This is a genomic window from Comamonas suwonensis, from assembly GCF_012844455.2.
Taxonomy (GTDB): Bacteria; Pseudomonadota; Gammaproteobacteria; order Burkholderiales; family Burkholderiaceae_C; genus Comamonas; species Comamonas suwonensis.
On record NZ_JABBCQ020000029.1, the window covers coordinates 1 to 26664 of the forward strand.

Genomic DNA, 26664 nt, shown 5'->3' on the forward strand with positions numbered 1-26664 from the left:
GGGGTCGTCTCAGAAAACGGAAAATAGAGCACGTTAAGCTGGCGGCAGCGGTCGCAACGGCCTGAACTTCCCCGCACCAACCTTGGCGCTGCTGCGCCAGAGGTAATCGCCGGTCAAGTTGATGTGCTCCCAGCCCAGCGGCGACAGATATTGCAACAGCGTGTCGTCCAGCGACTTGCCGTGGCCACGCAAAGCACTGGTGGCACGCTCCAGGTAGACCGTGTTCCACAACACGATGGCCGCCGTCACTAGGTTGAGGCCGCTGGCCCGATAGCGTTGTTGCTCGAAGCTGCGGTCGCGAATTTCACCCAATCGGTAGAAGAACACGGCTCTGGCCAGCGCGTTCCGCGCCTCACCCTTGTTTAGTCCGGCATTAACGCGGCGGCGCAATTCCACGCTTTGCAACCAATCCAGAATGAACAGTGTGCGCTCGATGCGTCCCAGCTCGCGCAAGGCGATAGCCAGACCGTTTTGTCGTGGGTAGCTGCCGAGTTTTCGCAGCATCAGGGAGGCCGTTACCGTGCCCTGCTTGATTGAGGTGGCCAGTCGCAGGATTTCGTCCCAATGGGCGCGAACGTGCTTGATGTTCAGCGTGCCGCCGATCATCGGTTTGAGCGCGTCATAGGCAATGTCGCTTTTCGGGGTGAACAGCTTGGTGTCGCCCAGGTCTCGGATACGTGGCGCGAATCGGAAGCCCAGCAAGTGCATCAAACCGAAGACATGATCGGTAAAGCCCGCTGTGTCGGTGTAGTGTTCCTCGATGCGCAAGTCCGACTCGTGATACAGCAAGCCGTCGAGCACATAGGTCGAATCACGCACGCCGACGTTGACCACCTTGGCGCTGAAGGGCGCGTATTGGTCGGAGATGTGCGTGTAGAAAGTCCGTCCTGGACTGCTTCCATACTTCGGGTTGATATGCCCGGTGCTCTCTGCCTTGCTGCTGGTTCTGAAGTTCTGGCCATCCGACGATGAGGTAGTGCCGTCGCCCCAATTTGCGGCGAAGGGTTGCTGAAACTGCGCGTTCACCAGCTCGGCCAGCGCCGTTGAATACGTTTCATCCCGGATATGCCACGCTTGCAGCCAGGACAGTTTGGCGTAGGTCGTGCCAGGGCAGGACTCGGCCATTTTAGTGAGCCCAAGATTGATGCCATCAGCCAGGATCGTCGTCAGCAGCAAGGTCTTGTCCTTGGCCGTGTCGCCGCTCTTCAAATGCGTAAAGTGCCGGGTGAATCCCGTCCACTCATTGACTTCGAGCAACAGTTCGGTGATCTTGACGTGCGGCAGAGTCATGGCCGTCTGGTCGATCAACGCCTGCGCGGTGTCCGGCACCGCTGCATCGAGCGGCGTGATCTTCAGGCCCGACTCGGTGATGATGGCATCTGGCAGATCGTTGGCCGCCGCCATCCGGTTAACAGTGGCAAGCTGCTGTTCCAGCAATTCCAGCCGGTCGTGCAAATACTGATCACAATCAGTGGCCACTGCCAGCGGCAATTCGTTGGCTAGCTTCAAGGTGGTGAATTTCTCGACCGGCACCAGGTACTCGTCGAAGTCCTTGAACTGACGTGATCCCTGCACCCAGACATCACCCGAGCGCAGCGCGTTCTTTAGCTCTGACAGGGCGCACAGTTCGTAGTAGCGGCGGTCGATGCCATCGTCCGTGAGCACCAATTTGGCCCAGCGTGGCTTGATGAATTCGGTCGGCGCGTCGGCGGGCACCTTGCGGGCGTTGTCGCTGTTCATGGCGCGCAGCACGTCGATTGCATCGAGCATGCCCTTGGCGGCTGGTGCAGCCCGCAGCTTGAGCACGTCCAGGAACTGCGGCGCGTACCGGCGCAGGGTGGCATAGCTCTCACCGATCCGGTGCAGAAAGTCGAAGCCCTCGGGTTGCGCGAGCTTTTGCGCCTCCGTGACGCTGGCGGCAAAGGTGTCCCAAGGCATGACGGCCTCGATGGCGGCGAACGGATCGCCTCCGCTCTGTTTGGCTTCCAGCAGAGCTTGGCCGATGCGGCCATACATCCGCACCTTGTCATTGATCGCCTTGCCGGAAGCCTGAAACTGTTGCTGATGCTTGTTCCTGGCCGCATTGAACAACTTGCCGATGATGCGGTCGTGCAGGTCGATGATTTCGTCGGTGACGGTGGCCATACCTTCAATGGCCAGCGCTACCAGAGTGGCATAGCGTCGTTGCACCTCGAACTTGGCCAGGTCGGCGGGTGTCATCTGCCCACCCTCACGAGCGATCTTGAGCAGGCGGTTCTGATGAACTTGTCGCTCGATGCCGGCGGGCAGGTCAAGCGCCTGCCAAGCCTTGAGGCGCTCGATGTGTTCGAGCATGTGTCGAGAATTTGGCTTGACGGGCGACTGGCGCAGCCATGCCAGCCTCGTTACTTTGCTGCCGTCCTTGCGCTTGAGAAGTTCGTCCAGGCGCTGGCGATGGACAGGCAACAAGGAATCGGTCAGCGCCGCGTAAATACGCCGGTTGGCACGGGTGATGGCCTCGGCGCTTGCGCGCTCAATGGCATTTATGGCGGGCAGGATAATGCCCTGCCGCCGCAGGTTTTCGACTAGGGTGCTGGCCAGCACAATGCCTTTGTCGGTCTGCATGGCCAGTTCGGTCAATGTATGCACGGCTTGCCGGTAGTGGCTCATGGTGAACGGCTTGAACCCAAACACCGTTTGCAGCTCGACCAAGTGCTCCCGCCGTGTCTGCTCGCGCTGGCCGTACTCATCCCAGCTTTCCACCGGCACCTTGAGCTGTGCCGCCACCATGCGCAACAAGGGCGGGAACGGAGGCTCATCGGCACCCAAAAAGATGCCAGGGAATCGCAAATAGCAAAGCTGGATGGCGAAGCCTAACCGATTCGCAGGGCCGCGACGTTGACGGATGATCGACAGATCGGTTTCGTTGAACGTGTAGTGCCGGATCAGTTCATCTTTGGCGTCAGGCAGTGCCAGCAGGCTTTCGCGCTCGGTCGCGGACAGGATTGAGCGGCGCGGCATGGTCAGTCTTCCCGCAGGTACTGGTACAAGGTTTCGCGGCTGATGCCTAAGTCACGGGCCACCGAGGTTTTTTGATCGCCTGCCGCGACTCGCCGTTTCAATTCGGCAATTTGTTCACTGTTTAGCGATTTCTTTCGTCCTCGGTAGGCACCGCGCTGTTTGGCAAGCACGATTCCCTCGTGCTGACGTTCGCGGATCAGGGCGCGCTCGAACTCAGCAAAGGCCCCCATGACCGACAGCATCAGATTGGCCATAGGTGAGTCATCGCCAGTGAACGCCAGCCCTTCTTTGACAAACTCCATGCGCACGCCCCGTTGTGTCAGCCCTTGAACGATGCGGCGCAGGTCATCAAGGTTGCGTGCCAGCCTGTCCATGCTGTGCACTACCACGGTATCGCCCTCGCGGACGAAGGCCAGTAGCCTTTCAAGTTCGGGGCGTTGCGTATCCTTGCCGGAAGCCTTGTCTGTGAATACCTTGCCGACGTCGATTTGCTCCAGTTGCCGATCAGGGTTCTGGTCGAAGCTGCTGACGCGGACATAGCCGATGCGTTGACCTTGCAAGATGCCTCCAAAAGTAAAAGTGTCAGGATGAAATCTATTACCTTTGGCGGAATATGTCAATTGTCATTTTCAGAAGACGACTGCACCAGTTGATTGAGTGTAGCGGCTGTTGTGCAGCCAGCTCCTGACAGTCCAATATCAGAAGTGATCTGCACCAATCTCGACTATGCTCAATACTCGTGTGCACCAAAGCGAGGTGAGCATGACGACCGACACCCCACGGATTCCCGAGCAAGGCGTGGCCACTCTGCCTGATAAGGCTTGGGAGCGTGCGCGCCGTCGTGCGGAGATCATCGGCCCGTTGGCGCAGTCGGAGACGGTCGGGCACGAAGCGGCCGATATGGCTGCTCAGGCGTTGGGCTTGTCTCGGCGGCAGGTGTACGTTCTGATCCGGCGAGCCCGGCAAGGCAGCGGCCTCGTGACGGACCTGGTCCCCGGCCAATCCGGCGGTGGCAAAGGCAAGGGGCGCTTGCCGGAGCCGGTCGAGCGCATCATCCGCGAGTTGCTGCAAAAGCGGTTCCTGACCAAGCAGAAACGGACTCTGGCAGCGTTCCACCGCGAGGTCGCGCAGACTTGCAAAACGCAAAAGCTGCGGGTGCCGGCGCGCAACACCGTGGCATTGAGGATCGCCGGCCTCGATCCGCGCAAGGTCACTCGCCGGCGGGAAGGCCAGGATGCGTCCCGCGGCCTGCAAGGTGCTGGCGGCGAACCTCCTGCCGTGACAGCACCGCTGGAGCAAGTACAGATTGACCACACGGTCATCGACGTGATCGTGGTCGATGAGCGCGACCGGCAACCGATTGGCCGCCCGTATCTGACCATCGCCATCGACGTGTTCACCCGCTGCGTGCTCGGCATGGTCGTCACGCTGGAAGCACCATCTGCCGTCTCGGTCGGCCTGTGCCTGGCGCATGTCGCCTGCGACAAGCGCCCCTGGCTGGAAGGGCTGAACGTGAAAATGGAGTGGCCGATGAGCGGCAAGCCCAGGCTGCTCTACCTGGACAACGCGGCCGAGTTCAAGAGCGAAGCGCTACGCCGAGGCTGCGAGCAGCATGGCATCCGGCTTGACTATCGCCCGCTCGGGCAGCCGCACTACGGCGGCATCGTGGAACGGATCATCGGCACGGCGATGCAGATGATCCACGACGAACTGCCGGGAACGACCTTCTCCAACCCTGACCAGCGAGGCGACTACGATTCCGAAAACAAGGCCGCCCTGACGCTGCGCGAGCTGGAGCGCTGGCTCACATTGGCGGTCGGCACCTACCACGGCTCCGTGCACAACGGTCTGCTTCAGCCGCCGGAAGCGCGCTGGGCCGAGGCGGTGGCCCGCATCGGTGTGCCGGCCGTCGTCACCCGCGCCACTGCCTTTCTGGTCGATTTCCTGCCCATCCTCCGCCGCACGCTGACCCGCACCGGCTTCGTCATCGACCACATTCACTACTACGCCGACGCGCTCAAGCCGTGGATCGCACGGCGTGAGCGCTGGCCGTCCTTTCTGATCCGGCGCGACCCGCGCGACATAAGCCGCATCTGGGTGCTGGAACCGGAGGGGCAGCATTACCTGGAAGTCCCCTACCGTACTTTGTCGCACCCGGCTGTCACCCTATGGGAACAAAGGCAGGCGCTAGCGAAATTGCGGCAGCAAGGGCGCGAGCAGGTGGATGAATCGGCGCTGTTCCGCATGATCGGGCAGATGCGCGAGATCGTGACCACCGCACAGAAGGCCACGCGCAAGGCGCGGCGCGATGCGGATCGACGCCAACACCTCAAGGCGTTGGTTCCGCCGGACAAGCTGACTCCGCCAGAAACGGACGTTGCGGCCGCGCAGGCAGACAACTTGCCGCCCGCCAAACCGTTCGACCAGATTGAGGAGTGGTAGCCGTGGACGAATATCCCATCATCGACCTATCCCACCTGCTGCCGGCGGTGCAGGGGCTGGCTCGGCTGCCGGCGGACGAGCGCATCCAGCGCCTTCGCGCCGACCGCTGGATCGGCTATCCCCGCGCGGTCGAGGCGTTGAACCGGCTGGAAACCTTGTATGCGTGGCCGAACAAGCAGCGCATGCCTAACCTGCTGCTGATCGGCCCGACCAACAACGGCAAGTCGATGATCGTCGAGAAATTCCGGCGCACGCATCCGGCCAGCTCCGACGCCGACCAGGAGCACATTCCGGTGCTTGTCGTGCAGATGCCGTCCGAGCCTTCGGTGATCCGCTTCTACGTCGCACTGCTCGCCGCGATGGGCGCTCCCTTGCGCCCGCGCCCACGACTGCCGGAAATGGAGCAATTGGCGCTGGCCTTGCTGCGCAAGGTCGGCGTGCGCATGTTGGTGATCGATGAACTGCACAACGTCCTGGCCGGCAACAGCGTCAACCGTCGGGAATTCCTTAACCTGCTGCGCTTCCTCGGCAACGAGCTGCGCATCCCGCTGGTCGGTGTCGGCACGCGCGACGCCTATCTGGCGATCCGGTCGGACGACCAGTTGGAGAACCGCTTCGAGCCCATGATGCTGCCGCTGTGGGAGGCCAACGACGATTGCTGCTCGCTGCTGGCCAGTTTTGCCGCGTCGCTCCCGCTGCGGCGGCCTTCCCCAATTGCCACGCCGGATATGGCCCGTTACCTGCTCACGCGCAGCGAAGGCACCATTGGTGAATTGGCGCACCTGTTGATGGCGGCGGCGGTCGCCGCCCTGGAAAGCGGTGAAGAAGCGATCAATCACCGCACGCTCAGCATGGCCGATTACACCGGCCCTGGCGAGCGGCGTCGGCAGTTCGAGCGGGAACTGATGTGAAACCGGCAGCACGCTGGCCGCTGCATCCTGCTCCCAGGGAAGGCGAAGCCTTGTCCTCATGGCTCCAGCGTGTCGCCGCCCGCTACCAGATGGACTTGTATGACCTGCTGGAGCACGACCTTGGTCACGGCCGGGTCGATGACCTGGATACTGCGCCACCTCCGGCGCTGCTGACGGCCCTCTCCCTGCGCAGCGGCATTGAGCTGGAGCGGCTGCGTTGCATGAGTTTCGCTGGCTGGGTGCCGTGGCTGCTGGACAGCCTCGATTCCCGGATTCCAGACGCGCTGGAAACCTATGCGTTCCAGTTCTCGCTATTGCTGCCGAGACGCGGCCGCAAGACGAGATCAATCACGAGCTGGCGCGCCTGGCTGCCAAGCCAGCCGATTCACCGCGCCTGCCCGCTTTGCCTGAACGACTCGGAGGATCAAGCCATACTGCTCGCGTGGAAATTGCCGTTGATGCTGAGCTGCCCGCAACATGGCTGCTGGCTGGAATCCTATAGTGGCGTGCCGGGGCAGTTTCTCGGCTGGGAAAACGCCGATGCGGCCCCACGCACGGCCAGCGACGCGATGGTGGCAATGGACCGACGTACTTGGCAGGCGCTGACGACGGGTTACGTCGAGCTGCCGCGCCGACGCATTCATGCCGGCCTCTGGTTTCGGTTGCTGCGCACCCTGCTCGATGAGCTGAACACGCCACTCTCGCAGTGCGGGCCTTGCGTCTGGAGCATTCGCCATGTCTGGGCGTGCTGCGGCCATCTACTGCGCGCTGGACAAAGCCAGTGGCGTCCCTACGAGATTCTGGCCCCGGCGGTGCAGTTACAAATGCTGGAGGCGGCGGCTACCGCCATCGAGCTGATCGAATCGAGCGTGGTGCGTCCACACGGGGAGTTGGGAGCACTGTTCTTGTCGGAGCCGCACACCGGGTTCACCAATGGCCTGCCCGAGAAGAAACGTAAGCCTGAGCCTGTCGATCACTGGCGGGAGGCGGTCAAGGCGCTCAACGAGGCTATCGCCGAGGCCCGACATAATTGCGAAACGGCCCGCTCACTGTTCACGCTGGCGTCTTATGGGCGGCGCGACCCCGAGTCCCTGGATCGCTTGCGCGACACGTTTGCCCAGGAGGGCATTCCCCCGGAATTTCTGTCACATTATGTTCCTCGCGAACCCTTTGCATTCCTTAGTATGAATGACGGGTTAAGTGACAAAATTTGACGATCAGAACTTTCCAACCCACACTGTCACATAATCGAACGTATACGTGACGGGTGAAAAGGTGCTGATCGGCTACATGCGGGTATCGAAGGCGGACGGATCCCAGTCCACCAATTTGCAACGCGATGCGCTCATCGCCGCTGGTGTGAGCCTTGCGCACCTTTACGAGGATCTGGCCTCGGGCAGGCGCGATGATCGCCCAGGGTTGGCTGCTTGCCTGAAGGCGCTTCGTGAAGGGGACACGCTGATCGTGTGGAAGCTCGATCGGCTTGGCCGTGATCTGCGCCACCTGATCAACACCGTGCACGACCTAACTGCGCGTAGCGTGGGCCTGAAGGTCCTGACCGGTCACGGTGCGGCGGTCGACACGACGACTGCCGCCGGCAAGCTTGTGTTCGGTATTTTTGCCGCGCTGGCCGAGTTCGAGCGTGAGTTGATTTCCGAGCGAACAGTCGCTGGACTTATCTCGGCGCGCGCTCGCGGCAGGAAAGGGGGGCGCCCCTTCAAGATGACCGCCGCCAAGCTACGCCTGGCGATGGCCAGCATGGGGCAACCGGAAACCAAGGTGGGCGATCTCTGCGAAGAACTCGGGATTACCCGGCAGACGCTCTACCGGCACGTGTCGCCCAAGGGCGAACTGCGGCCAGACGGCGTAAAGCTGCTCTCCCTCGGTTCAGCCGCATAAATGGAGGCGACCTGGAACGGGGCGCTGTTCAGTGCGGCAACGATCCGATTACCGGTGTCGACCCTGAGCAGCCTCAGCCGGCGCGAACCCGAAGGGCTGCTGGGCAGCGATAGCTGTCGTTTGCCGAAGCTTATTGAACGACTGCTAAGCAGCGCACAGCAGGCGTCCAACGTACCTTGAAGCGCAAAGCTATTCGAAGATCTTGTCGGCGGCATCCTCCTGCGGGCTCAAGTTCGACCGCCATCAGCTTGCCCGACGGACTTGTGCTTAAGGCACCTAGCTGATGAAAAGCGAACGAGAACCCGAAGAACCTACCGTTGCACAACCAGATTATTGCGTTGCAACGACCCGAAGTCGGCGCGGGACTTCTACAACTGGGGTATCGAGCGACGACGCCGCCTTTGCGCACCTTTTTGGCGCTCAGCACGCCCGCTGTTGATCGCACCTCGCACATTCAGGCGTCGTCGACACCCACATAGATCCGAACTTCTTTTTAACGGGTTCGTAAATTCGTCATGTTTGCCGTCCACGAAGCTGCACATGACCAAGCGGTTTTCGTTCTTCAGCAATTGGTGAAACACGATCAGAGGCCTCTCAACCTGAGCACTAGTTGCGTTTTTACGCCAAATTCCCAGCCTCTAGTCCTATCTCGGCGGTGGTGATTCCGTGATTGATGTTAAATTCCACTAACATTGCAGACGATCGATCACACTCAACAATCTTCTGTAGTGCGAAAGCGTTACAGGCGCACTAGGACTTTACGAGACATGCTTCATCCCGCTTCCAAGTTGGCCGCGATGCTTCGTCCGCGTTCACATCGTTTCGCACTCGAAAGCCGCCAACTTTTCGACGGCGCCGCGCTCGTGGAAGCGGCCCATGCGACCGACGCGCCAGACGCCGCGCACGCCGCACCGGCCCATGCGGAAGCGCCGCATCCTGCGGCGGCCGAGACCCATCCCGCCGCCAAGGCCGTGGCGGATGCGCCAGCCGCAGCGGCGGCCAGCGAGGCGCCGGCAGCCGCCGCCACGCCGCACGCGGTGTACGTGATGGACCAGAGCGTGGTCGACTGGCAGCAGGTGGTGCAGGCGTTGCCGACGGGCAGCGAGGTGATCCTGATCGACAACCGCTCGGACGGCGTTGCACAACTGGCCGCTGCGCTGCACGGCCGCACCGACATCAGCGCCTTGCAGATCGTCAGCCACGGCGCGTCCGGGCAGATCACGCTCGGCGACAGCGTCATCACGGCGGACAACATTGCCGAACATGCCGCGCAATGGGCGGCCATCGGCGCGAGCCTCACCGCAGACGGCGACATCCTGTTGTACGGCTGCGATGTCGCGGGACAGAGCGATGCGTTGCTGGTCCGGATGTCCGCCCTGACGGGCGCCGATGTGGCCGCCTCTGCCGATGCAACGGGCGCCGCAGTGAAGGGCGGCAACTGGACGCTGGAACGCTCGGTCGGCCAGGTCGAAGCGCAAGTGCTGAACGATGTCGATTACCAGGGCTTGCTCGCGGCGCCGACGGTCACTTCCGCGGCCACCAAGCTGTCGGTGTCCGAGAACAGCACGCTGAACGCACCCGGCGCCGACCAGGCGACGTTGAGCGGATGGAACATCACGAACGGCGGCGTGGGCAACGTCACCGTCGTGGTGCAGGTTGATGGCGATGCCAATGGCGCACCGGACCTGGTTGTCGGCGGGCTGACGGTCGGCAACGCTGGAGCGCCCGCCGGCACGCTCAGCTTCACTGGCACCGCAGCCCAGGCGACCGCCTGGGTGAACAGCCTGGTCTTCAAGGCCACCGATGTCGAACTCGGCAACACCGAGGCCCGGGCGGTCATCCAGGTCAGGGTGACCGATGCCGCCACATCGCTCGTGGCCACCCGGACGCTGGCGGTGACCGTCACGTCATCGAACGACCCGGTGACGTTGAGCTCGACGCCTCAGGCGGTGGGCGAGGGTGCGGACACGCCGCTCACCGTGGCGACGCTGATAGCGCTCGACCCCGAAGTCGACGTCGCACTCACGCAGCAACCGTCACAGATTGTCTACGGCGTCACCGCAAATCCTCAATACGGCTACCTCACGCTGAACGGCGTTCGCCTGGGCATCGGCTCGGTATTCACGCAGCAGGACGTGATCGATGGCGACGTTCATTACGTCCATACCGCCACCGGTGCCACGCAGAACCAGCCGGACAGCTTCGGCGTGCGCGCCAACGACGGCGCGACGCCGGTCGCAGCGTCCGCCGCCGCAACCATCGCCCTGACCATCGCGCCGGTCAATCAGGCTCCGACGGTCAGCGGATTGGGCGTCGTTCTCGAAGGCCAGCCAGGCAATGCCGTGGACGGCACTGGCGCGCCGCTGTCGCAGGTCGGCAACTTCATCGTGGCCGATGGCGGCGGCGACGACGCTTCCAGCGCGCTCACCGTGCGCATCACCGGGCTGCCGACCGACGGCACGCTGTACTTCACCGGGACCGCGCTGGTCAATGGCACGAGCGTGAACTACACGGTGCCGCACGCGATCACGGCGGCAGAGCTTGCCACCGGCAGCGGGTTCGTCATCGCCTACGAGGCGCGGGCCGGCCTCACCTATGGAAACAACGGAACCCGCGACAACACTGGCGCGGGCACCTATCCCTTCGTCGACGGCTTCAAGGTCATCGTGTCGGACGCCGGCGGCGGCACCGGCACACCCGGCTCGACGGTCGAAACCAACATCGCGATCACGGTGCGCCCTGTCAACGACGATCCGACGTACACCGGGGCGCTGGCCCCCGAAGCGACGGTGACGGCGACCGGCAATTCGACCGGCAGTTACACAGGGCCGTATGCCGTCACGCTGACCCCCGCGATGCTGAACGCGACCGACGTCGACTCGGTCGACGGTCAGCTCACGTTCGCGGTGACATCCCAGAGCGGCCTCAACCAGGGCACCTTGCTGCTCAATGGCAAGCTGCTTCCGGTCGGCGGCGTTTTCACGGTCGACGACGTGATCAACGGGCGAGTCCAGTATGTCCAGACCCAGGGCGCCGCTGCAGGCGACACCGACACCTTCCAGTTCCAAGTGATCGACAACACGATCGGCGTTCGCTGGAATGCCGATGGCACCAGCATCACACGCGTGGGCGGCGTCTACGACAACCTGGGCGATCCAAACCGCGTCAGCGACGACCGGCTTCACACTTTCGATTTCACGGTCCGGCTGGCACCCACCGCGGCCGGCAACGCGACGGGCTTTCTCCCGAACGTCAACACGGCCGTCGAGTCGAGCTCGACGCATGCCGGCACCGACACCGCCAGCAGCACGCGTGGCGTACTGGACGAAGACGGCAGCGTCGTCATTGCTGGCGCACCGTCGGGCACCGACCCATACCTCAGCTACGTGGTCGACGGCGTGCCGCCGAGCCAGGTGGTCTACACCATCCTCGGCCTGACCGACGGCGGCGCCGACTGGAACGGCGCGATCCAGCGCCAGGTCTCGGGCGGGTGGGTCGACCTGAACGTGTACGACACCTTCACCCAGGCGGACCTGAACGCCGGCAACATTCGCTACAAGCACGACGGCACCAGCGAAGACTTCCAGTCGACCGTCCGGCTGTCGGCGTCGGCGGGCGTCCTTGTCGACAGCAACGGCACGCTGATGCCCGACAACTGGGACACCACGTTCACCTTCTATGTGACGCCGACGAACGATGCGCCCGCCGTGGTCGGTTCGTCGAATGCCGTGGTGGCCGAGAACGGCACGATCGGCATCACCAGCGGCATGCTGCAGATCAGCGACCCGGACGACGCCACCAGCGAGACGCGTCTCGAAGGGACCGCGCAGAACGGTACCGGCAGCCCCGCGCTGCCCAATGGCGGCGGCGACAACTTCGCCTACAACAACGACGCGACGGGTGCGAACGCACTGCGCTTCAGGGTCACCTCCCTGCCGCCCGGTGGCACGCTGGAGTATTTGAGCGGCGGCACCTGGGTGACCCTGACCGCCGGCACGCTCATCGACGCGTCGCTGCTCACCAACTCGGCGGGCAGCACCGGCCTGCGCTTCGTGAGCGACGGCTCCGAGGTGCGAAGCACCAGTTTCAACGTGGAAGCGGTCGACCGCTGGAACCAGTCGTCGAACACCGCCACGGTCCGCATCCAGATCACCAACGTGAACGATGCGCCGCAAATCGCGGCCACGCCGAACCTGCCCGATCCCGCGGGCTCGGTCAACAACCCGCTCACCGGCGTGACAGAAGGCAGTGCGGCGCAGATCACGCCGGGGATGCTGTCGGCCTTCGATCCCGACAGCTCGAAGTCGCAGGTGCAATACACCGTCACCCGCGCGCCGGCCCATGGCAGCGTCGCGCTGTCGACCGACGGCGGCACCACCTTCAAGCTGCTGGGCGTTGGTTCATCCTTCACGCAGGCTGACGTCGAGGCGGGGCTTGTCTACTACGTCAACAACGGCGACGAAGGCGACGGCAAGACGCCGGGCAGCGATCCGCCGAGCGACAGCTTCGGCTTCAGCCTGGGCGACGGCGACAAGGAACAGCCGGGCAATCAGTTCTGGATCCACACGGTGCCGGCCAACGACGTCGCGACCGTCACCGCGCCCGCGTCGGCCGATGTGTTGGGCAGCGGCACCACGCCGGTGCCGATCACCGGCATCGTAGTCGCTGACACGGACATCGACGTCCTCGTCCAGGGGGAAGAAGACTTCCTGCGGGTCGAGGTGTCGGTGGTCGACCCGTCGAATAACGTGGTGGGCGACGCGCGGATCAACTTCACCGCGGCTGCACCGACGAGCGCGCGAAGCCTGGTGAGCGGCGCCGGCAGCAATACCCTCGTGCTCCAGGGCACGCGCGCCGAAGTGAACGCCGCGCTGGCCAGCCTGACGCTCGCCTTCAACGCCGACAAGGACAGCACCGATCTGCGTTTGCGCACCACCGTGGACGACCGCCTCTATACCGCGGGCGGCGTGCTGGCAACCGGCGCCAACGGCGGCGCGTCGGCCACGACCAACGACGACGGCACCCTGATTAACGCGACCAACAACCGCGCCAGCGCCTTCACCGCGCTCACCGTGTCCAACGTCAACGACGTGCCGACGCTCGGCGGCGCCACCGTGATCACCGTCACCGAAGACACGCCGCTGGCGCTGTCGAACCTCGGTTTCGTGATTGCCGACGCCGACAGCTTCGGCCGCGATGTCACGGTCACCGTGCAGCTGTACAGCGACTCGAATCGCACCGCGCTGGCCAACAGCGCGACGGAAGGCGCTTTCCTGCTCGGGACCACCGCCGGACTGACCTCGGCCACGGGCAACAACAGCAACACCATCACGCTGACCGGCTCGATCGCGGAAGTGCAGGCCGCGCTCGATGCGATCCGCATCGCAAGCGCGACCGATTTCAACAACGGCCCGCTCTACATGCGCACCACCGTTTCCGACTTCGCGCACGCCGACGGCGGCAAGCAGGCCGTGACCGACACGACGGTGAACCTGCTGGCCGTCAACGACGCGCCGACCTTGACCGTGCCGACCGACAAGGTTCTGGCCGCCGGTACCTCGATCGCACTGCCGGGCTTCGTCATCGGCGACGCGCGCGATTTGTCGCAAGGCGCGGTTGACTATGTCGAAGTGACCGTCGGTGCCACGTTGCCCGGCGGCGGCCCGGCCGGCACGCTGACGGTGGTGGACAGTGGACTTGCCACGACCGACAACAACGGCAGTGCGACCATCGTGGTCAAGGGCACCTTCGCCGACGTGCAGGCCACGCTGAATTCGATGGTGTTCGCACCCACCGCCGGCAATGCCGATGCGCGCGTGCAGATCAGCACGCTGGTGGACGACAAGAGCAATGGTGCCGAGACCAACCCCAACGGCACCGGCAACAACACGACCGCCGGCACGTTCTTCGTCAACGTTTCGAACACCAACGACGGACCGGTGCTCACTGCGCCGACCGCGGTCACGGTCAACGAGGACTCCGCCAACAATCTGGTGCCGGGCCTGTCGCTTGCCGACCCCGACGATTTCGGTGCTGTCGAGCGCGTCACGCTGGACCTCGGTCCCGGCGCCAAGGGCACGCTGACGCTCGGCACGATCACGGGGCTCGTCTTCAGCACCGGCGACGGCACGGCGGACGGCACGATGGTGTTCCAGGGCACCAAGGCTGCCATCAATGCCGCGCTCGCGACGCTGAGTTTCACACCGACGTTGAACACGAACACCGTGTCGACGACCCAGTCGCTGACCATCACCGTGGACGATCTCGGCAATACCGGTGCAGGTGGGCCGCTGACCGACACGAAAACTGTCGCCATCACCATCACGCCGGTCAACGACGCGCCGGTGCGCAACGGCGCGGGCACTGCAGTCCTTCCGGCCGCGACTGAGGACGTGACGGGCAATCCGAGCGCCACCGTGGCCAGTCTTTTCACGGGGGCGTTCAACGATCTGCTGGATACGGTCTCCGGCGGAACGACGGCCAACGCCTTCGCCGGCATCGCGATCACCGCGAACGCATCAATCCCGACACAGGGTGTCTGGCAGTACTCGACCGACGGCACGAACTGGACCGACTTGCCGATCGTCTCGACGACATCCGCCTTCCTGCTGAACCCGAACGATTCGCTGCGCTTCGTGCCGGCGGCCAACTATTTCGGAACGCCGGGCCAACTGACCGCACGCCTGATCGACGGTTCCGGAGCTGCTTTCACGACCGGCACACGCGACAACGTGTCCAACGACACGACCCTCTCGGGCGGCATCACGCGCTACAGCAACAGCGCGAACGCGGTGACGCTGGCGACGACGGTCGCCAACGTCAACGACCGGCCGACGCTGAGTGCCACGACCCTCCTGACGATCACGGAAGACACGCCCAACGCGACCACGATCGGCCAGATCGCACAGCCGTCGTACGGCGATGCGCTCGACAACCAGTCGAGCATCGCCGGCGGCGGCAATGCCACGGGCACGCTCGGATGGGTGGCGATCACCGGCAACACTACAGACGCCAGCAAGGGCCAGTGGCAGTACTTCGAGGCGGGCGCGTGGCAGACCGTGCCCGCCGCCGGCCTCGGCGATGCCAACGCGATCGTGCTGGCGAGCAACACGCCGTTGCGCTTCGTGGCGACCGCCGACTACAACGGCCCGGTGCCGGGCGGCCTGACCATCCGAGTGGCCGATGCTTCCAACGCCACCGACACCGGCGTCAACCTGGGCACGGGCCAGAACCTGACTGCCAGCCTCAACGACGGTGCGAACTCGACCAGCCACTGGTCGATGGCAGGCGCGCTCAACGTGCTGGTCACGGCGGTGTCCGATGCCGCCAACGACACTGCCACCACGCACGCCGGTGTTCCTGTCACCACGGCGGTGCTGACCAACGACAGCTTCGAGAATCCGGGGGCTGCTGTGACCGCTGTCACCAACGGCGCGCATGGCAGCGTAGTGATCAACGGCAATGGCACGGTCACGTACACGCCGGTGGCCGGCTACGTCGGCACCGACAGCTACACCTACACCGTCACCAGCGGCGGCGTGACCGAGACGGCGACGGTCAACGTGACCATCACCAACGTCGCGCCGGTGCCGCAGCCCGACACGAATTCAGTGCCGGAGGACACGCCCGCCACCGGCAATGTGCTGGGCAACGAAACCGATGCCGAAACCGACCCCCTTCAGGTCACGCAGTTCGTGGTGAACGGGCAGACGGCGGCAGCGGGCGGCAGCGTCACCATCGCCGGCGTGGGCACGCTTACCATCGCGGCGAACGGCGCCTACGTCTTCACGCCGGTGGCCGACTGGCACGGCACCGTGCCGCAGGTCACCTACACCGCGACCGACGGCAACAGCAACGGCACCGTGACATCGACGCTTGACATCGTGGTGACGCCAGTGGTCGACATTGCCAACGACACCATCGCCACGCACGCCGGTACGCCGGTCGTCGTGCCGGTGTTGGGCAATGACGGTTTCGAGAACCCGGGCGCGGCGGTGACGGTCGTCACTGCCGGCGCGCACGGCACCGTCGTGATCAACGCCAACGGCACGGTCACGTACACGCCGGTGGCCGGCTACGTCGGCCCCGACAGCTTCACCTACACAGTGACCAGCGGCGGCGTCACCGAAACCGCAACGGTCATCGTGGACGTCACCAACGTGCCGCCCGTTGCGCGGCCCGACACCGGCAGCGTCGACGAAGACGGTCCACCGCTCGTGCGCAATGCCGCGACCGGCGTGCTGGCCAGCGCCGGCGTGCCCGGCAGCGTCGACAGCGATCCCGACGGCGACCCGATCGCGGTGATCGGTGTGTCGGCCGGCACGGCCACATCCGTCGGCGGCATCCCGACCACGACGGTCGGGCAGTCCGTCACCGGCGTCTACGGCACCCTGGTGCTTCAGGCCGATGGCAGCTACCAGTACGACGTGCAGAACGCCAACCCGACCGTCAACGCCCTCAAGACCGGCCAGCAACTGCAGGACGTTTTCAGCTACGCCATCTCAGACGGTCTCGGCGGCACCGCCTTCACCACGCTGACGATCACCATCAACGGCAATACCGACGTGGCCAGCGGGCCGTCGATCGTCGCGGTGGACGGCAACGGCGCTGCCGTCGGCGAGGTCGAAGTGCACGAAGCCGGGCTCACCGACGGACCGGCCGGCCCGGACGGTCGCGAAACCGCGACCGGCACGATCGTCATCGACACCGCCGACGGCCTGTCGACGGTGACGATCGGGGGCACCCCGCTCACGGTCGCGCAGCTGCTGGCCATCACGCCGGCCACGCCGGTGGTGATCGACACGCCCCAAGGCACGTTGACGCTCACCGGCTACGTCGTGACCACCGCGCAAGGCGTGCCGACCCTGTCCACCCTGAGCTACAGCTACACGCTCGACGGGCAGGTGAGCCAGCCCGGTGCCATCGACAGCACCGAAGCGATCGCGCTGCAGGTGACCGACGCCGGAGGCGGCATCAGCGCCGGCGTTCTCACCGTCCGCATCGTCGACGACGTACCCGTCGCGACCATCGACACCGCCGTCATCGGTGAAGACGACGGCGTCGGCACCGTCAGCAGCAACCTCAAGACCAACGACCTGAACGGCGCCGACAACGCCAACGGCGTACCGGTGACCGGCGTGGCGTCGGGCGGCAACGTGGGCGCGGTCGGGAGTCCGCTCGCCACCGCGTACGGCAGCATCGTGGTGAACGCCGATGGCAGCTATACCTACACGCTGGACAACGCGCACCCGGCGGTTCAGCGCCTGGTCGCCGGCGAAACGCTGACCGAGACGGTGACCTACACGATCACCGATGCCGACGGCGACACGTCGGTCGCCACGCTCACCCTCACGGTCCAGGGCCGCAACGACGTCGCAACGCTGCAGATCGTCGACGGCAACGGCGGCGACATCGGCCAGGCGACCGTGAACGAGCGCGGCCTGGGCGACAGCGGTGACGCGAGCGAGACCACGACCGGGCGCTTCGTCATCGGCACGCCCGACGGGCTGGGCAGCGTGCAAGTGGGCGGCGTGTCCGTCACGCCGGCGCAGCTGGCCGCACTCGGCGGCACGCCCGTCGTCATCGCCACGGCCAGGGGCACGATCACGCTGACCGGTTTCGACGCCGCGACCGGCACGCTGACCTACAGCTACACGCTGGGCGGCAATGCAGCGCATGGCGGCGGCGAGATCACCGACGACATCGCCGTCACCGTGACCGATCGCGATGGCGACAGCACCAGCGCGACGCTGCGCGTGCGCGTCGTCGACGACGTGCCGACGGCGCGCAACGACGCGGCAGGCCTGGGCATCGCGCTGCCGAACGCGACCGTTGGCGGCAACGTGTTCGGCACCGGCGGGCGCGGGCCAGGCGACGTGGCCGACCGCCTCGGCGCCGACGTCACGCCGACGCCGGTGAGCGGCTTCTCGTTCAACGGCGTGAGCGGCGTGATCGGCGGTGCGCCGCTGGCCGGTGCCTACGGCACCCTGCAACTGCGCGCCGACGGCAGCTACGTCTACGCGGTGAACGACCGTCAACAAGCGGTGGCGGCACTCGGCGACGGCAAGACGCTGACCGAGGTGTTCAGCTACACCATCACCGATGCCGACGGCAGCACGAGCACGGCGCAGCTGGTCATCACGATCCGCGGCGCGTCGCCGGCGCGGCCGCTCACGGGCGACCAGATCTTTCCGGTCGACTACCCGAACGAGAACCGCCGCATCACGCAAGGCATGCAGCCGGCGCTCTTCGTGCAGCTCGCGGTGCGCTGGTCGGAACGCCTCAGCGAGGCGGCTTCGGCCGCCATCGCCACCCGCGTGGCCGGCGGCGATGCGACGTACGGCGCCGACGACATCCAGAGCGAGACGTTGCGCATTCCGCAGGACATGGGCAACGTCCAGCACGTCAGCCGCGACGGCGTCGCGTTCTCGCTGCGGATGCTGGCCGACCTGCGGCAATCGCTGGCCATGCGCGGTCTGGGCGCCGGTTTGCCCGACGGCGCCAATGCGCTGTTCGGCGACTTCCCGGGCTTCACCGTGCCGGCTGCGGAGGGCGACGGCAGCGCGCCTTCGGCCGCAGCAGCGCCGGGCGCCGAGCGCATCGTGGTGCCCGCCGCCCGGCCGCACGCCGACGCGCGCGACGCGGCGGATGCGGTCGATGCGGCGGCCCTTGGCGCGCTCGCCGTGCCGGGTGCGCAGGCGTCGGTCGACGGTGCGCGTTCCTTCTCCCAACGGCTCGCCCTCGCGGCGGGCGAGCGCGGCAGCGTGCGTGACCTGGTGCGCATGCAGCAGCAGCGCGAAGCGGTCCGCGTGAAGGTCAAGCAGGTGACCCTGTGACGACCGCCGACGTGACCGCTGCCGGCCTCGCGGCTTGCCTGATTTCAACCTCTTCACATCGCAGAAAAATGAGTTTCCCAATCACCGTGACGACCGCCCGTTTCCCCTCCGTGCCCACCTGGGCTGCCGCTGCCGCCGCCTTGCTGCTGGCCGGCTGCAGCATGAACCCGGTCAAGGTGACTCCGGACGAAATTGCGGAGCGCGTGCGCAACGACCAGGCGCAGATGTACAAGGACCAGGTGCCGGTGAGCGGGCGCATCAGCTACTCGGATGCGCTGGCGCGCGCCCTGAAATACAACCTCGACTACCGCCTGAAGCTGATGGAAAGCACGCTGGCGCGCGGTCTCCTGGACGTGTCGGCGGCCGACCTGTTGCCCAAGCTGACGACCGATGCGGGCTACAACAACCGCAGCAACGATTCGGGCGGCACCAGCATCGGCATCGAGGACCGGGTCATCAGCCTGCGCCCCTCGACGTCGGAAGAGCGCTCGCACTATTACGGCCGTGCCACGCTGTCGTGGAACGCGCTCGATTTCGGCTTGAGCTACTACCGCGCGAAGCAGGCCGGCGACGAGGTCAACATCGCCGATGAGCGCCGCCGCAAGATCCTGCAGAACATCGTGCAGGACGTGCGCAACGCCTACTGGCGTGCGCTCGGCGCGCAGCGGCTGCTGGCCGATGCCGACCAGCTCGCGGTGCGCATCGACGACGCATTGACCAAGTCGCGCGAAGCCGAGCGCGCCGGCGTGCTGCCTCCCACGCAGGGCCTGGCCTACCAGCGCGCGTTGCTCGACGCCATGTCGCTCGTGAACGCCAAGCGCCAGGAAATGCAGTTCGCCAAGCGCGAGCTGGCGGCGCTCATGAGCCTGCCGCCCGGCACCGAGTTCTCGCTGGTCGAAAGCGCCGAAGACAAGCTCGCGCCGGCGGCGGTCGACATCGACAAGCTGGAGGTCGCGGCCCTGGCCAACCGGCCAGAGCTGCGCGAGGAGGACTACAAGTCGCGCATCGGCGCAGTCGAGGCCAAAAAGCAGATCGCAGCGCTGTTCCCCAGCCTCAACATCTACGCCGGCGGCCGCTACGACTCGAACGGCTACCTCTACAACAACAACTGGTCGGACGCCGGCCTGAGCCTGTCGATGGACCTGTTCCGCCTGGCATCGATCCCGGCGATCAACCGCACCAACGAAGCGCGCCAGAAGACCGACGAGGCGCGTCGCATGGCGCTGGCCATGGCGGTGCTGACGCAGGTGCGCGTGTCGGTCGAGCGCTACAAGCTGGCCGTGGTGGACCAGGAGCTCGCGGCCGAATCGAGCCGCGTCGACCAGCGTCTCGCGAGCGTTTCGCGGGCCGGCAGCAACAACCGCCTGGAGAGCGAACTCGAGTCGCTGCGCACCGATTCGCGTGCGCTGGTGTCGCGCTTCCAGCTCGCCACCGCGTATGCCGCAACGCAGGCCTCCTATGGCCGCGTGCTGAACTCGGTGGGCATCGACCTGCTGCCCGACAGCGTGACCGACACCGACATTCCCACGCTCGCCAAGGCGATCGACGCGAGCCTGCTCGAAGGCGAGAAGGGTGTGTTCCTGATGCCCGCCGCGATGCAGACCGCGAGCCGTGCGATCACCGTGCGGGTGCTCGACCTTCCCGCGGGCATGAGCGAGGCGGCCGTGCGCGCGCAGGTCGAGCGCATCGTGGTGCGCAACGAGCTCGCGACCGTGCAGAGCGGCGACGCGCTGGTGCTCGCGCTGGCCTTCGAACGCATGGCATCGGGTGGCACGGCGCGCGCGCAATGGCGTGTGACGCTGAGCGAGCCGGGCGGCCGTCAACTGCTGCAACAGAACTACGCGAGCTTCCTGCCCGCCGTGACGACGGAGCGCGGCCTGGGCGCGTTCGCCGAGGCGGCCACGCTGTCGGTGATCGGCGACGTGCGCCGCGCGGCACGCACCGGCGCGGCCGTGGAGAAGCAGCCGTGAGCCGGCTGCTCGCACGCCGCGTCGTGCGGTGTCTCGGCACGGGCCTCGTTGCGATGAGCCTGGGCGCGCTGGCGCTGGCGCAGTCCGCGCCGTCGTCCGCCGCCACCTCGGCGCCGGTCCGCTTTCTGGTGATCGCCTCACAGGAAAGCATCCTGTCCGCGTCGACGGCCGGTCGCGTGTCGCGCGTGCCGGTCGGGCTGGGCGACAACGTGCGCGCGGGCCAGGTGGTCGCGTCGTTCGACTGCGCCGAAATGCAGGCGCGCCGCGATGCGGCCCGCGCCGAGCATGAGGCGGCGCGTGTGCAGTACGAGGCCAAGCTCAAGCTGCAGGGCTTGCAGTCCGCGGCGGAGGTGGAGGTCGAGCTGGCCGCCGCCAACGTCAACAAGGCGCAGAGCCAGATCCGGATCTTCGATGCGCAGGTGGCGCAGTGCGCCTTCGTCGCGCCGTTCACGGGCAAGGTCGCGCGCGTGCATGTGAAGGTGGGGCAGGGCGTGAACCCGGGTGCGCCCGTCATCGAGCTGGTGGGCAACGGCGCGCCGCGCGCACGCATGAACGTGCCGTCGCAGTGGCTGGCGTGGCTCAAGACCGGGGAGACGCTGCAGGGCAAGGTCGACGAGACCGGCGCCGAGGTGGCGCTCAAGGTCATCCGTATCTCGGGGCGGGTCGATGCGGTGAGCCAGTCGGTCGAGATCGAGACCGAGCTCGTCAGCGCCCGCGGCCAGGTGCTGCCCGGCATGAGCGGCCAGGTGCGCGCGCCCGCCGGTCGATGACCGATCTGGCCTTTCACGCGCTGGCCGCCAAGGTGCATGCGGCGGCCACCGCGGCCGACCTGTCGTTCATCTTCTGCAACGAAACCCATGCGCTGGCGCCGTACCGGCAGGCCGCGCTGGTCGGTTTTTTCGGCGCCCGCCGCACACGGCTGGCCGGGCATTCGGGCCTGGCCGATGTCGACGCGAATTCGCCGTACGCGCTGTGGCTGGCCGACGTGGCCAATCACCTTCGCCCGCAACTCGATGCGCTGCCGGCTGCGGCCCGCGTGATGGCGGTGGGCCCGGCCCTGCTGCCGCCGGCGCTGGCGGCGGCGTGGGCCGACTGGTTGCCCGACCACGTCTGGGTGCTCTCGCTCGCCGGGCCGGACGGCCGTTCCCGCGCTGCGCTCTTCCTGGGCCGCGACACGCCCTGGCCGGCCGATTTCGATGCGGGCGCGCCCGAATACCTGCTGCTCCAGGCGGCTCTGCTGTACGGCCACGCCTGGTGGGCGATGACGCAGCGCCGGCGCTCCATCGGCACCCTCGCATCGTCCCTGTGGGCGCGCAAGAGCGTGCGCTGGGCGCTGGCCGCGGTGCCGTTGTTGCTGCTGGTGCCGGTGCGCGAGTACGCGCTGATTCCGGCCGAGGTGGTGTCCAACCGCAGCCAGGTGATCTCGTCGCTGCGAGAAGGGGTCGTCAAGCGCATGGTGGTCAAGCCGAACACGCCGGTGAAAGCCGGCGAGACGCTGGCCGAGCTCGACGACAGCACGCTCTACAACCGCCTGGCCGTGGCGCAAGCCTCGCTGGCGTCGGCGCGCATGGACCTGCTGCAGGCGTCGCAGCGCGCCATCGAAACCCAGACCGCGAAGGCCGAGCTCAGCCTGGCCGACGGCAAGCTGCGGGAACGCCAGGTCGATGTCGAGGCGCTGCAGCGCGAAATCGGGCAGCTGGCGATCAAGGCGCCGAGCGACGGCGTGTTCGTCTACACGGATCCCAACGACTGGGCCGGCCGGCCGGTTCAAACCGGCGAGCGCGTCGGACTGCTGGCCGACCCCGCGGTGCTCGGCCTGCAGGCCTGGGCGCCGGTCAACGAAGCGGTGAACCTGAAGCCTGGCGCGCCCATGACCTTCTTCATGCGCGTGGCGCCGCTCGCGCCGGTCGATGCGCGGCTCGACTACGCGGGTTACCAGGTCATCGAAGCGCCCAACGGCATCGCCAGTTACCTGCTGCGCGGCACGCTGGTCGGCGACGCCGGCGAGGCCCGCATCGGCCTGCGCGGCACGGCACGCGTGTCGGGCGACTGGACGCTGCTCGGCTACCTGATGTTCCGCCGTCCACTGGCCGCTGCGCGCGAGTGGTGCGGATGCTGACGGGCGCGGCGGCCGCTGCACCGGCGGCACCGGCGCCGTGGCCGGCCTTGCGCGAAGAGTTGCAGATCCACGGCGCCGGCGCCAATCGCGACGGCTCGCCCGCGTGGCATGTGTGCGATCCGGTTCGCAACCTGTTCTTTCGCATCGGCTGGCTCGAGTTCGAGTTTCTCCAGCGCTGGGACCTGGCCGATGGCGCTGCCATTGCCGCCGACGTCAGCAGCGCGACCACGCTGGCGGCCGAGCCCGACGACGTCGAAGAGTTCATCCGATTCCTGGCGCAGCACCAGCTGCTGCGCGGCGCGCGCCAGAAGCCGGCGATGCCGCTGTGGCGCTGGCTGCTCAACAACTATCTGTTCATCCGGATTCCGCTGGTGCGCCCGGCGCATTGGCTGGCACGCCTGCTGCCCTGGATGCAGTGGCTCTTCAGCCGGTGGTTCGTCGGCCTGACCGCGCTGGCCGCGCTGGCCGGCATCGCGCTCGCGGCGCGCCAGCTCGACGTGGTCGAGGCCAACCTGCGCGGTGCGCTGAGCTGGGACGGCGTGGTCGGCTTCGCGGCGGCGCTGGTGTTCTCGAAGGTGCTGCACGAGATCGGCCATGCGCTCGTCTCGACACGCCACGGCGTGCGCGTCGGCCACATGGGCGTGGCGCTGCTGGTGATGTGGCCGATGCCGTACACCGATACCGGCGAAAGCTGGAAACTGGAGCGCTCGCGCCACCGCTTCGCGATCGCCTCGGCCGGCATCTGCGCCGAGCTGATGCTCGCGGCGTGGTGCACCTTCCTGTGGACCTTTATGCCCGACGGCAACTTCCGGAACGCGTTGTTCTTCCTGGCGACCACCGCCTGGGTGCTCACCTTGCTGGTCAACGCCAGCCCGTTCATGCGCTTCGACGGCTACTACATGCTGACCGACGCGCTCGATTTTCCGGGCCTGCACGAGCGCGCCGGGCACCAGGCCCGCCGTGCGATGCGGCGTGCGCTGCTCGGCCTCGAGGAGCCTTCGAGCGAAGTGCTCACGCCGGGCTTTCGTGCCTTCCTGATCGCCTTCGCGGTGGCGACCTGGGTTTACCGGCTGGTGCTGTTCATCGGCATCGCGGTGGTCGTGTATCACGCGTTCTTCAAGGCATTGGGCGTGCTGCTCTTCGTCGTGGAACTCATGGTGTTCATCGGCCGGCCGGTCGCCGCTGAACTGCGGGTGTGGTGGCAACGGCGCGCCGAAGTCCGGCGCGGGCGGTGGCTCGGCTGGGCGACGGTGCTCGGCGCCGCGGCGCTGGTGCTGCTGGTGCCCTGGTTCGCCGGCATCTCGGCGCCAGGCGTGTTGCGGGCCGCCTCGGAACAGCCGGTGTATTCGCCTTTCGCGGCGCGGCTGGAAACCCTCGACATTCGCAATGGCAGCGCGACGCGGCCCGAGGCCGTGCTGGTCGAGCTCGATGCGCCCAGCCAGGGCGAGGAACGCGACAAGGCGCTGGCGCTGTCGTCGGCCTATGCGCGCTCGGCGCGCAGCGCGCTGGGCCTTCCGGAAGACGGCGCGGCCCGGCTGGCGGTGGCCGAGCAGCTGGCGTTGCGCTACGACGCCGAGCGCCGCGCGCGCGAAGCCGAACTGCAGCGGCTGCGCATCGTGGCCACGCGCGACGGCACGGTCCGCGATGTCGATCCCCAGCTGCAACCGGGCACCTGGGTCGGCCCGCAGCAGCAGATCGCGATGGTGGTCGATGGCCGCCGCTGGCGCGTGGAAGCGCTCGTGACCGAGCGCGACCGGCAACGCCTCGTCACCGGGGGCCACGCGGTGGTCATGGTGAAGGGCCGCACGCAAAAGCTCGAAGGCGCGGTGGTCGCGATCGACAACAGCCCGGTGACCCGGCTGCCGCACCTGCTGCTGGCGCAGGAGCACGGCGGCCAGGTGCCGCTCAATCCGACGGCGCCCAAGAAGGACCTGCGGCCCGCCGACGCGTGGTTTCGCGTGCTGGTCGAAGGCGAGTCCGCCGCGCCCGCAGACGCCGTGCGCGAAGTCCGCGTGCACTTCGAGGGCACGCGCCAAAGCCTCGCGCAGGGGTGGCTGGACAGCGCCCTGTCAGTGCTCATCCAGCAATCCGGTCTTTAAGTCGTGCAAGCGTAGAACCATTAACCCATCCACCGGAAACACCGTTTCCGCCTCCAACTTTCTGAAGCGTCAATGTGCGACAGCTCTGGGCCATAGCAGCCATTTGTCTGACGACTTCCATCGACTGCAATCAGCCTTAACCGGGTACCCGCGGAAGCAGCCTGAGCACCCGCTCTTGGCCGGCAGCAGCCCGTCGTTGCCTGATGGATCCAACCCCTCCGCTGCTATAGTGCAGTCGGCTTCTGACGTTCAGTGCAGCCGTCTTCTGAAAACGACATCAATAAATATGAAGTGCGACTCTATTCTGACGGTGTTTGTACATGACATCTGACATCAGGTTAGGGTATAGTCTAACTTGGCACTTAAGCGAGATTGAGAGTATGCAAAAACTCAGGGAGTTCTTGGAAAATAGGCAAATCAGCGTTTACTTTGCCACGGTAACCTTGGCCGCGGTCATTGCCATGTTCGTGCCTGGCACAACTGTTCTTGAGGCTGGCGTTAATCCAGCACTCGCATTGATGTTGTTCGTGACGTTCCTGCAAGTGCCACTTGCCGACCTTGGGCGAGCTTTCATCCAGGTGCGATTTTTTGCAGCCTTGCTCACCGCAAACTTCGTTATGGTGCCCTTGCTCGTGGCCGTCTTGGTGCAGTTTCTGCCACACGATCCGATGGTGTTGCTTGGCGTGCTATTGGTGCTGCTTACACCGTGCATTGACTACGTGGTGACCTTTTCGCACCTTGGCCGCGCCGATGCGCGCCTGCTGCTGGCGGCAACTCCGGCGCTCTTGATCGTGCAAATGCTGTTGCTGCCGGTCTATCTCGGCCTGTTCCTTGGGAACGATGCAACCGACCTTGTTCAGCTCGGTCCGTTCGTTCACGCGTTCATTTGGCTGATTGCGATTCCGCTCTTACTTGCCGGTCTTGTCCAATTTTGGGCAGCTCGGTCCCGAACGGGCGAGTGGGTATTTACCAGGCTAGGATTGCTGCCTGTGCCAGCGACGGCGCTTGTCCTGTTCGTGGTCATCGCGGCCGTAGTACCGCAGCTCGGGCCTGCGACCGATGTGGTCTTGCAGGTGATCCCAATCTATATTGCCTTTGCAGCGCTCGCTCCCTTCCTAGGGTGGCTGGTGGGTCGGCTGTTCCGCCTCGACGTACCGGCTGGCCGTGCTATTGCATTCAGTGCAAGCACGCGAAATTCGCTCGTGGTGTTGCCGCTCGCGCTTGCAGTGCCAGGAGCAATTCCCGTGCTGCCGGCGATCATCGTTACACAAACACTTGTCGAGTTAATCAGTGAGCTGATCTATGTGCGCTTAATTCCAAAACTTACGCAGTTGTGAATTTGCGGCGAGAGCTTAGCGTGCTTTATTTTCCGTTTTCTGAGACGACCCC

General features: G+C 65.8%; 12 protein-coding genes. 10 read left to right on the plus strand and 2 right to left on the minus strand.

Going from position 1 to position 26664, the window contains the following annotated elements:
• Window positions 1-33: 33 nt before the first annotated feature.
• Both HF327_RS20745 and HF327_RS20750 read right to left on the minus strand, forming a co-directional pair.
• Complete coding sequence (locus HF327_RS20745) at window positions 34-3000, minus strand: Tn3 family transposase (protein ID WP_055395911.1); 2967 nt, start codon at window positions 2998-3000, stop codon at window positions 34-36.
• 2 nt (window positions 3001-3002) lie between these two features.
• Entirely contained in the window at window positions 3003-3560 is a 558-nt protein-coding gene (locus tag HF327_RS20750; protein ID WP_055395909.1) for a recombinase family protein, read from the minus strand.
• Window positions 3561-3726: 166 nt separating this feature from the next.
• Between HF327_RS20750 and HF327_RS20755 the strand changes: the two genes are divergently transcribed.
• From HF327_RS20755 to HF327_RS20800, 10 genes are all read left to right on the plus strand, one after another.
• Window positions 3727-5442, plus strand: coding sequence for a Mu transposase C-terminal domain-containing protein (locus HF327_RS20755; RefSeq protein ID WP_071579585.1), 1716 nt, complete (start codon window positions 3727-3729; stop codon window positions 5440-5442).
• A gap of 2 nt (window positions 5443-5444) precedes the next feature.
• Window positions 5445-6353, plus strand: a complete 909-nt coding sequence (locus HF327_RS20760; RefSeq protein ID WP_020684702.1) for a TniB family NTP-binding protein — start codon at window positions 5445-5447, stop codon at window positions 6351-6353.
• Window positions 6350-7567 carry a TniQ family protein gene (locus HF327_RS20765; protein WP_043314372.1) on the plus strand — a complete coding sequence of 406 codons (1218 nt, stop codon included), beginning with the start codon at window positions 6350-6352 and terminating at the stop codon, window positions 7565-7567. Before HF327_RS20760 ends, HF327_RS20765 begins: the two co-directional genes overlap by 4 nt.
• Before the next feature lie 76 nt (window positions 7568-7643).
• A complete protein-coding gene (locus HF327_RS20770) occupies window positions 7644-8252 on the plus strand; it encodes a recombinase family protein (RefSeq protein ID WP_152960984.1) in 609 nt (202 codons plus the stop codon).
• A gap of 767 nt (window positions 8253-9019) precedes the next feature.
• Window positions 9020-19087, plus strand: coding sequence for a cadherin-like domain-containing protein (locus HF327_RS20775; RefSeq protein WP_198462260.1), 10068 nt, complete (start codon window positions 9020-9022; stop codon window positions 19085-19087).
• Window positions 19084-21057 carry a TolC family protein gene (locus HF327_RS20780; RefSeq protein WP_198462261.1) on the plus strand — a complete coding sequence of 658 codons (1974 nt, stop codon included), beginning with the start codon at window positions 19084-19086 and terminating at the stop codon, window positions 21055-21057. Before HF327_RS20775 ends, HF327_RS20780 begins: the two co-directional genes overlap by 4 nt.
• Window positions 21054-21827, plus strand: coding sequence for an efflux RND transporter periplasmic adaptor subunit (locus HF327_RS20785; protein WP_198462262.1), 774 nt, complete (start codon window positions 21054-21056; stop codon window positions 21825-21827). Before HF327_RS20780 ends, HF327_RS20785 begins: the two co-directional genes overlap by 4 nt.
• Entirely contained in the window at window positions 21824-23176 is a 1353-nt protein-coding gene (locus HF327_RS20790; RefSeq protein WP_198462263.1) for an efflux RND transporter periplasmic adaptor subunit, read from the plus strand. Before HF327_RS20785 ends, HF327_RS20790 begins: the two co-directional genes overlap by 4 nt.
• Window positions 23170-25275 carry an HlyD family efflux transporter periplasmic adaptor subunit gene (locus tag HF327_RS20795; RefSeq protein ID WP_198462264.1) on the plus strand — a complete coding sequence of 702 codons (2106 nt, stop codon included), beginning with the start codon at window positions 23170-23172 and terminating at the stop codon, window positions 25273-25275. The genes HF327_RS20790 and HF327_RS20795 overlap by 7 nt, the downstream gene beginning before the upstream one ends.
• A gap of 380 nt (window positions 25276-25655) precedes the next feature.
• Window positions 25656-26612: an arsenic resistance protein gene (locus HF327_RS20800; protein WP_055395907.1), complete on the plus strand. Its 957-nt coding sequence runs from the start codon at window positions 25656-25658 to the stop codon at window positions 26610-26612.
• Window positions 26613-26664: the final 52 nt, after the last annotated feature.

Coding starts and splice junctions, on each gene's coding strand:
- HF327_RS20775 (WP_198462260.1), top strand. CDS start 9,020: ATGCTTCATCCCGCTTCCAAGTTGGCCGCGATGCTTCGTCCGCGTTCA.
- HF327_RS20790 (WP_198462263.1), top strand. CDS start 21,824: ATGACCGATCTGGCCTTTCACGCGCTGGCCGCCAAGGTGCATGCGGCG.
- HF327_RS20755 (WP_071579585.1), top strand. CDS start 3,727: ATGCTCAATACTCGTGTGCACCAAAGCGAGGTGAGCATGACGACCGAC.
- HF327_RS20770 (WP_152960984.1), top strand. CDS start 7,644: ATGCGGGTATCGAAGGCGGACGGATCCCAGTCCACCAATTTGCAACGC.
- HF327_RS20800 (WP_055395907.1), top strand. CDS start 25,656: ATGCAAAAACTCAGGGAGTTCTTGGAAAATAGGCAAATCAGCGTTTAC.
- HF327_RS20745 (WP_055395911.1), bottom strand. CDS start 3,000: ATGCCGCGCCGCTCAATCCTGTCCGCGACCGAGCGCGAAAGCCTGCTG.
- HF327_RS20795 (WP_198462264.1), top strand. CDS start 23,170: ATGCTGACGGGCGCGGCGGCCGCTGCACCGGCGGCACCGGCGCCGTGG.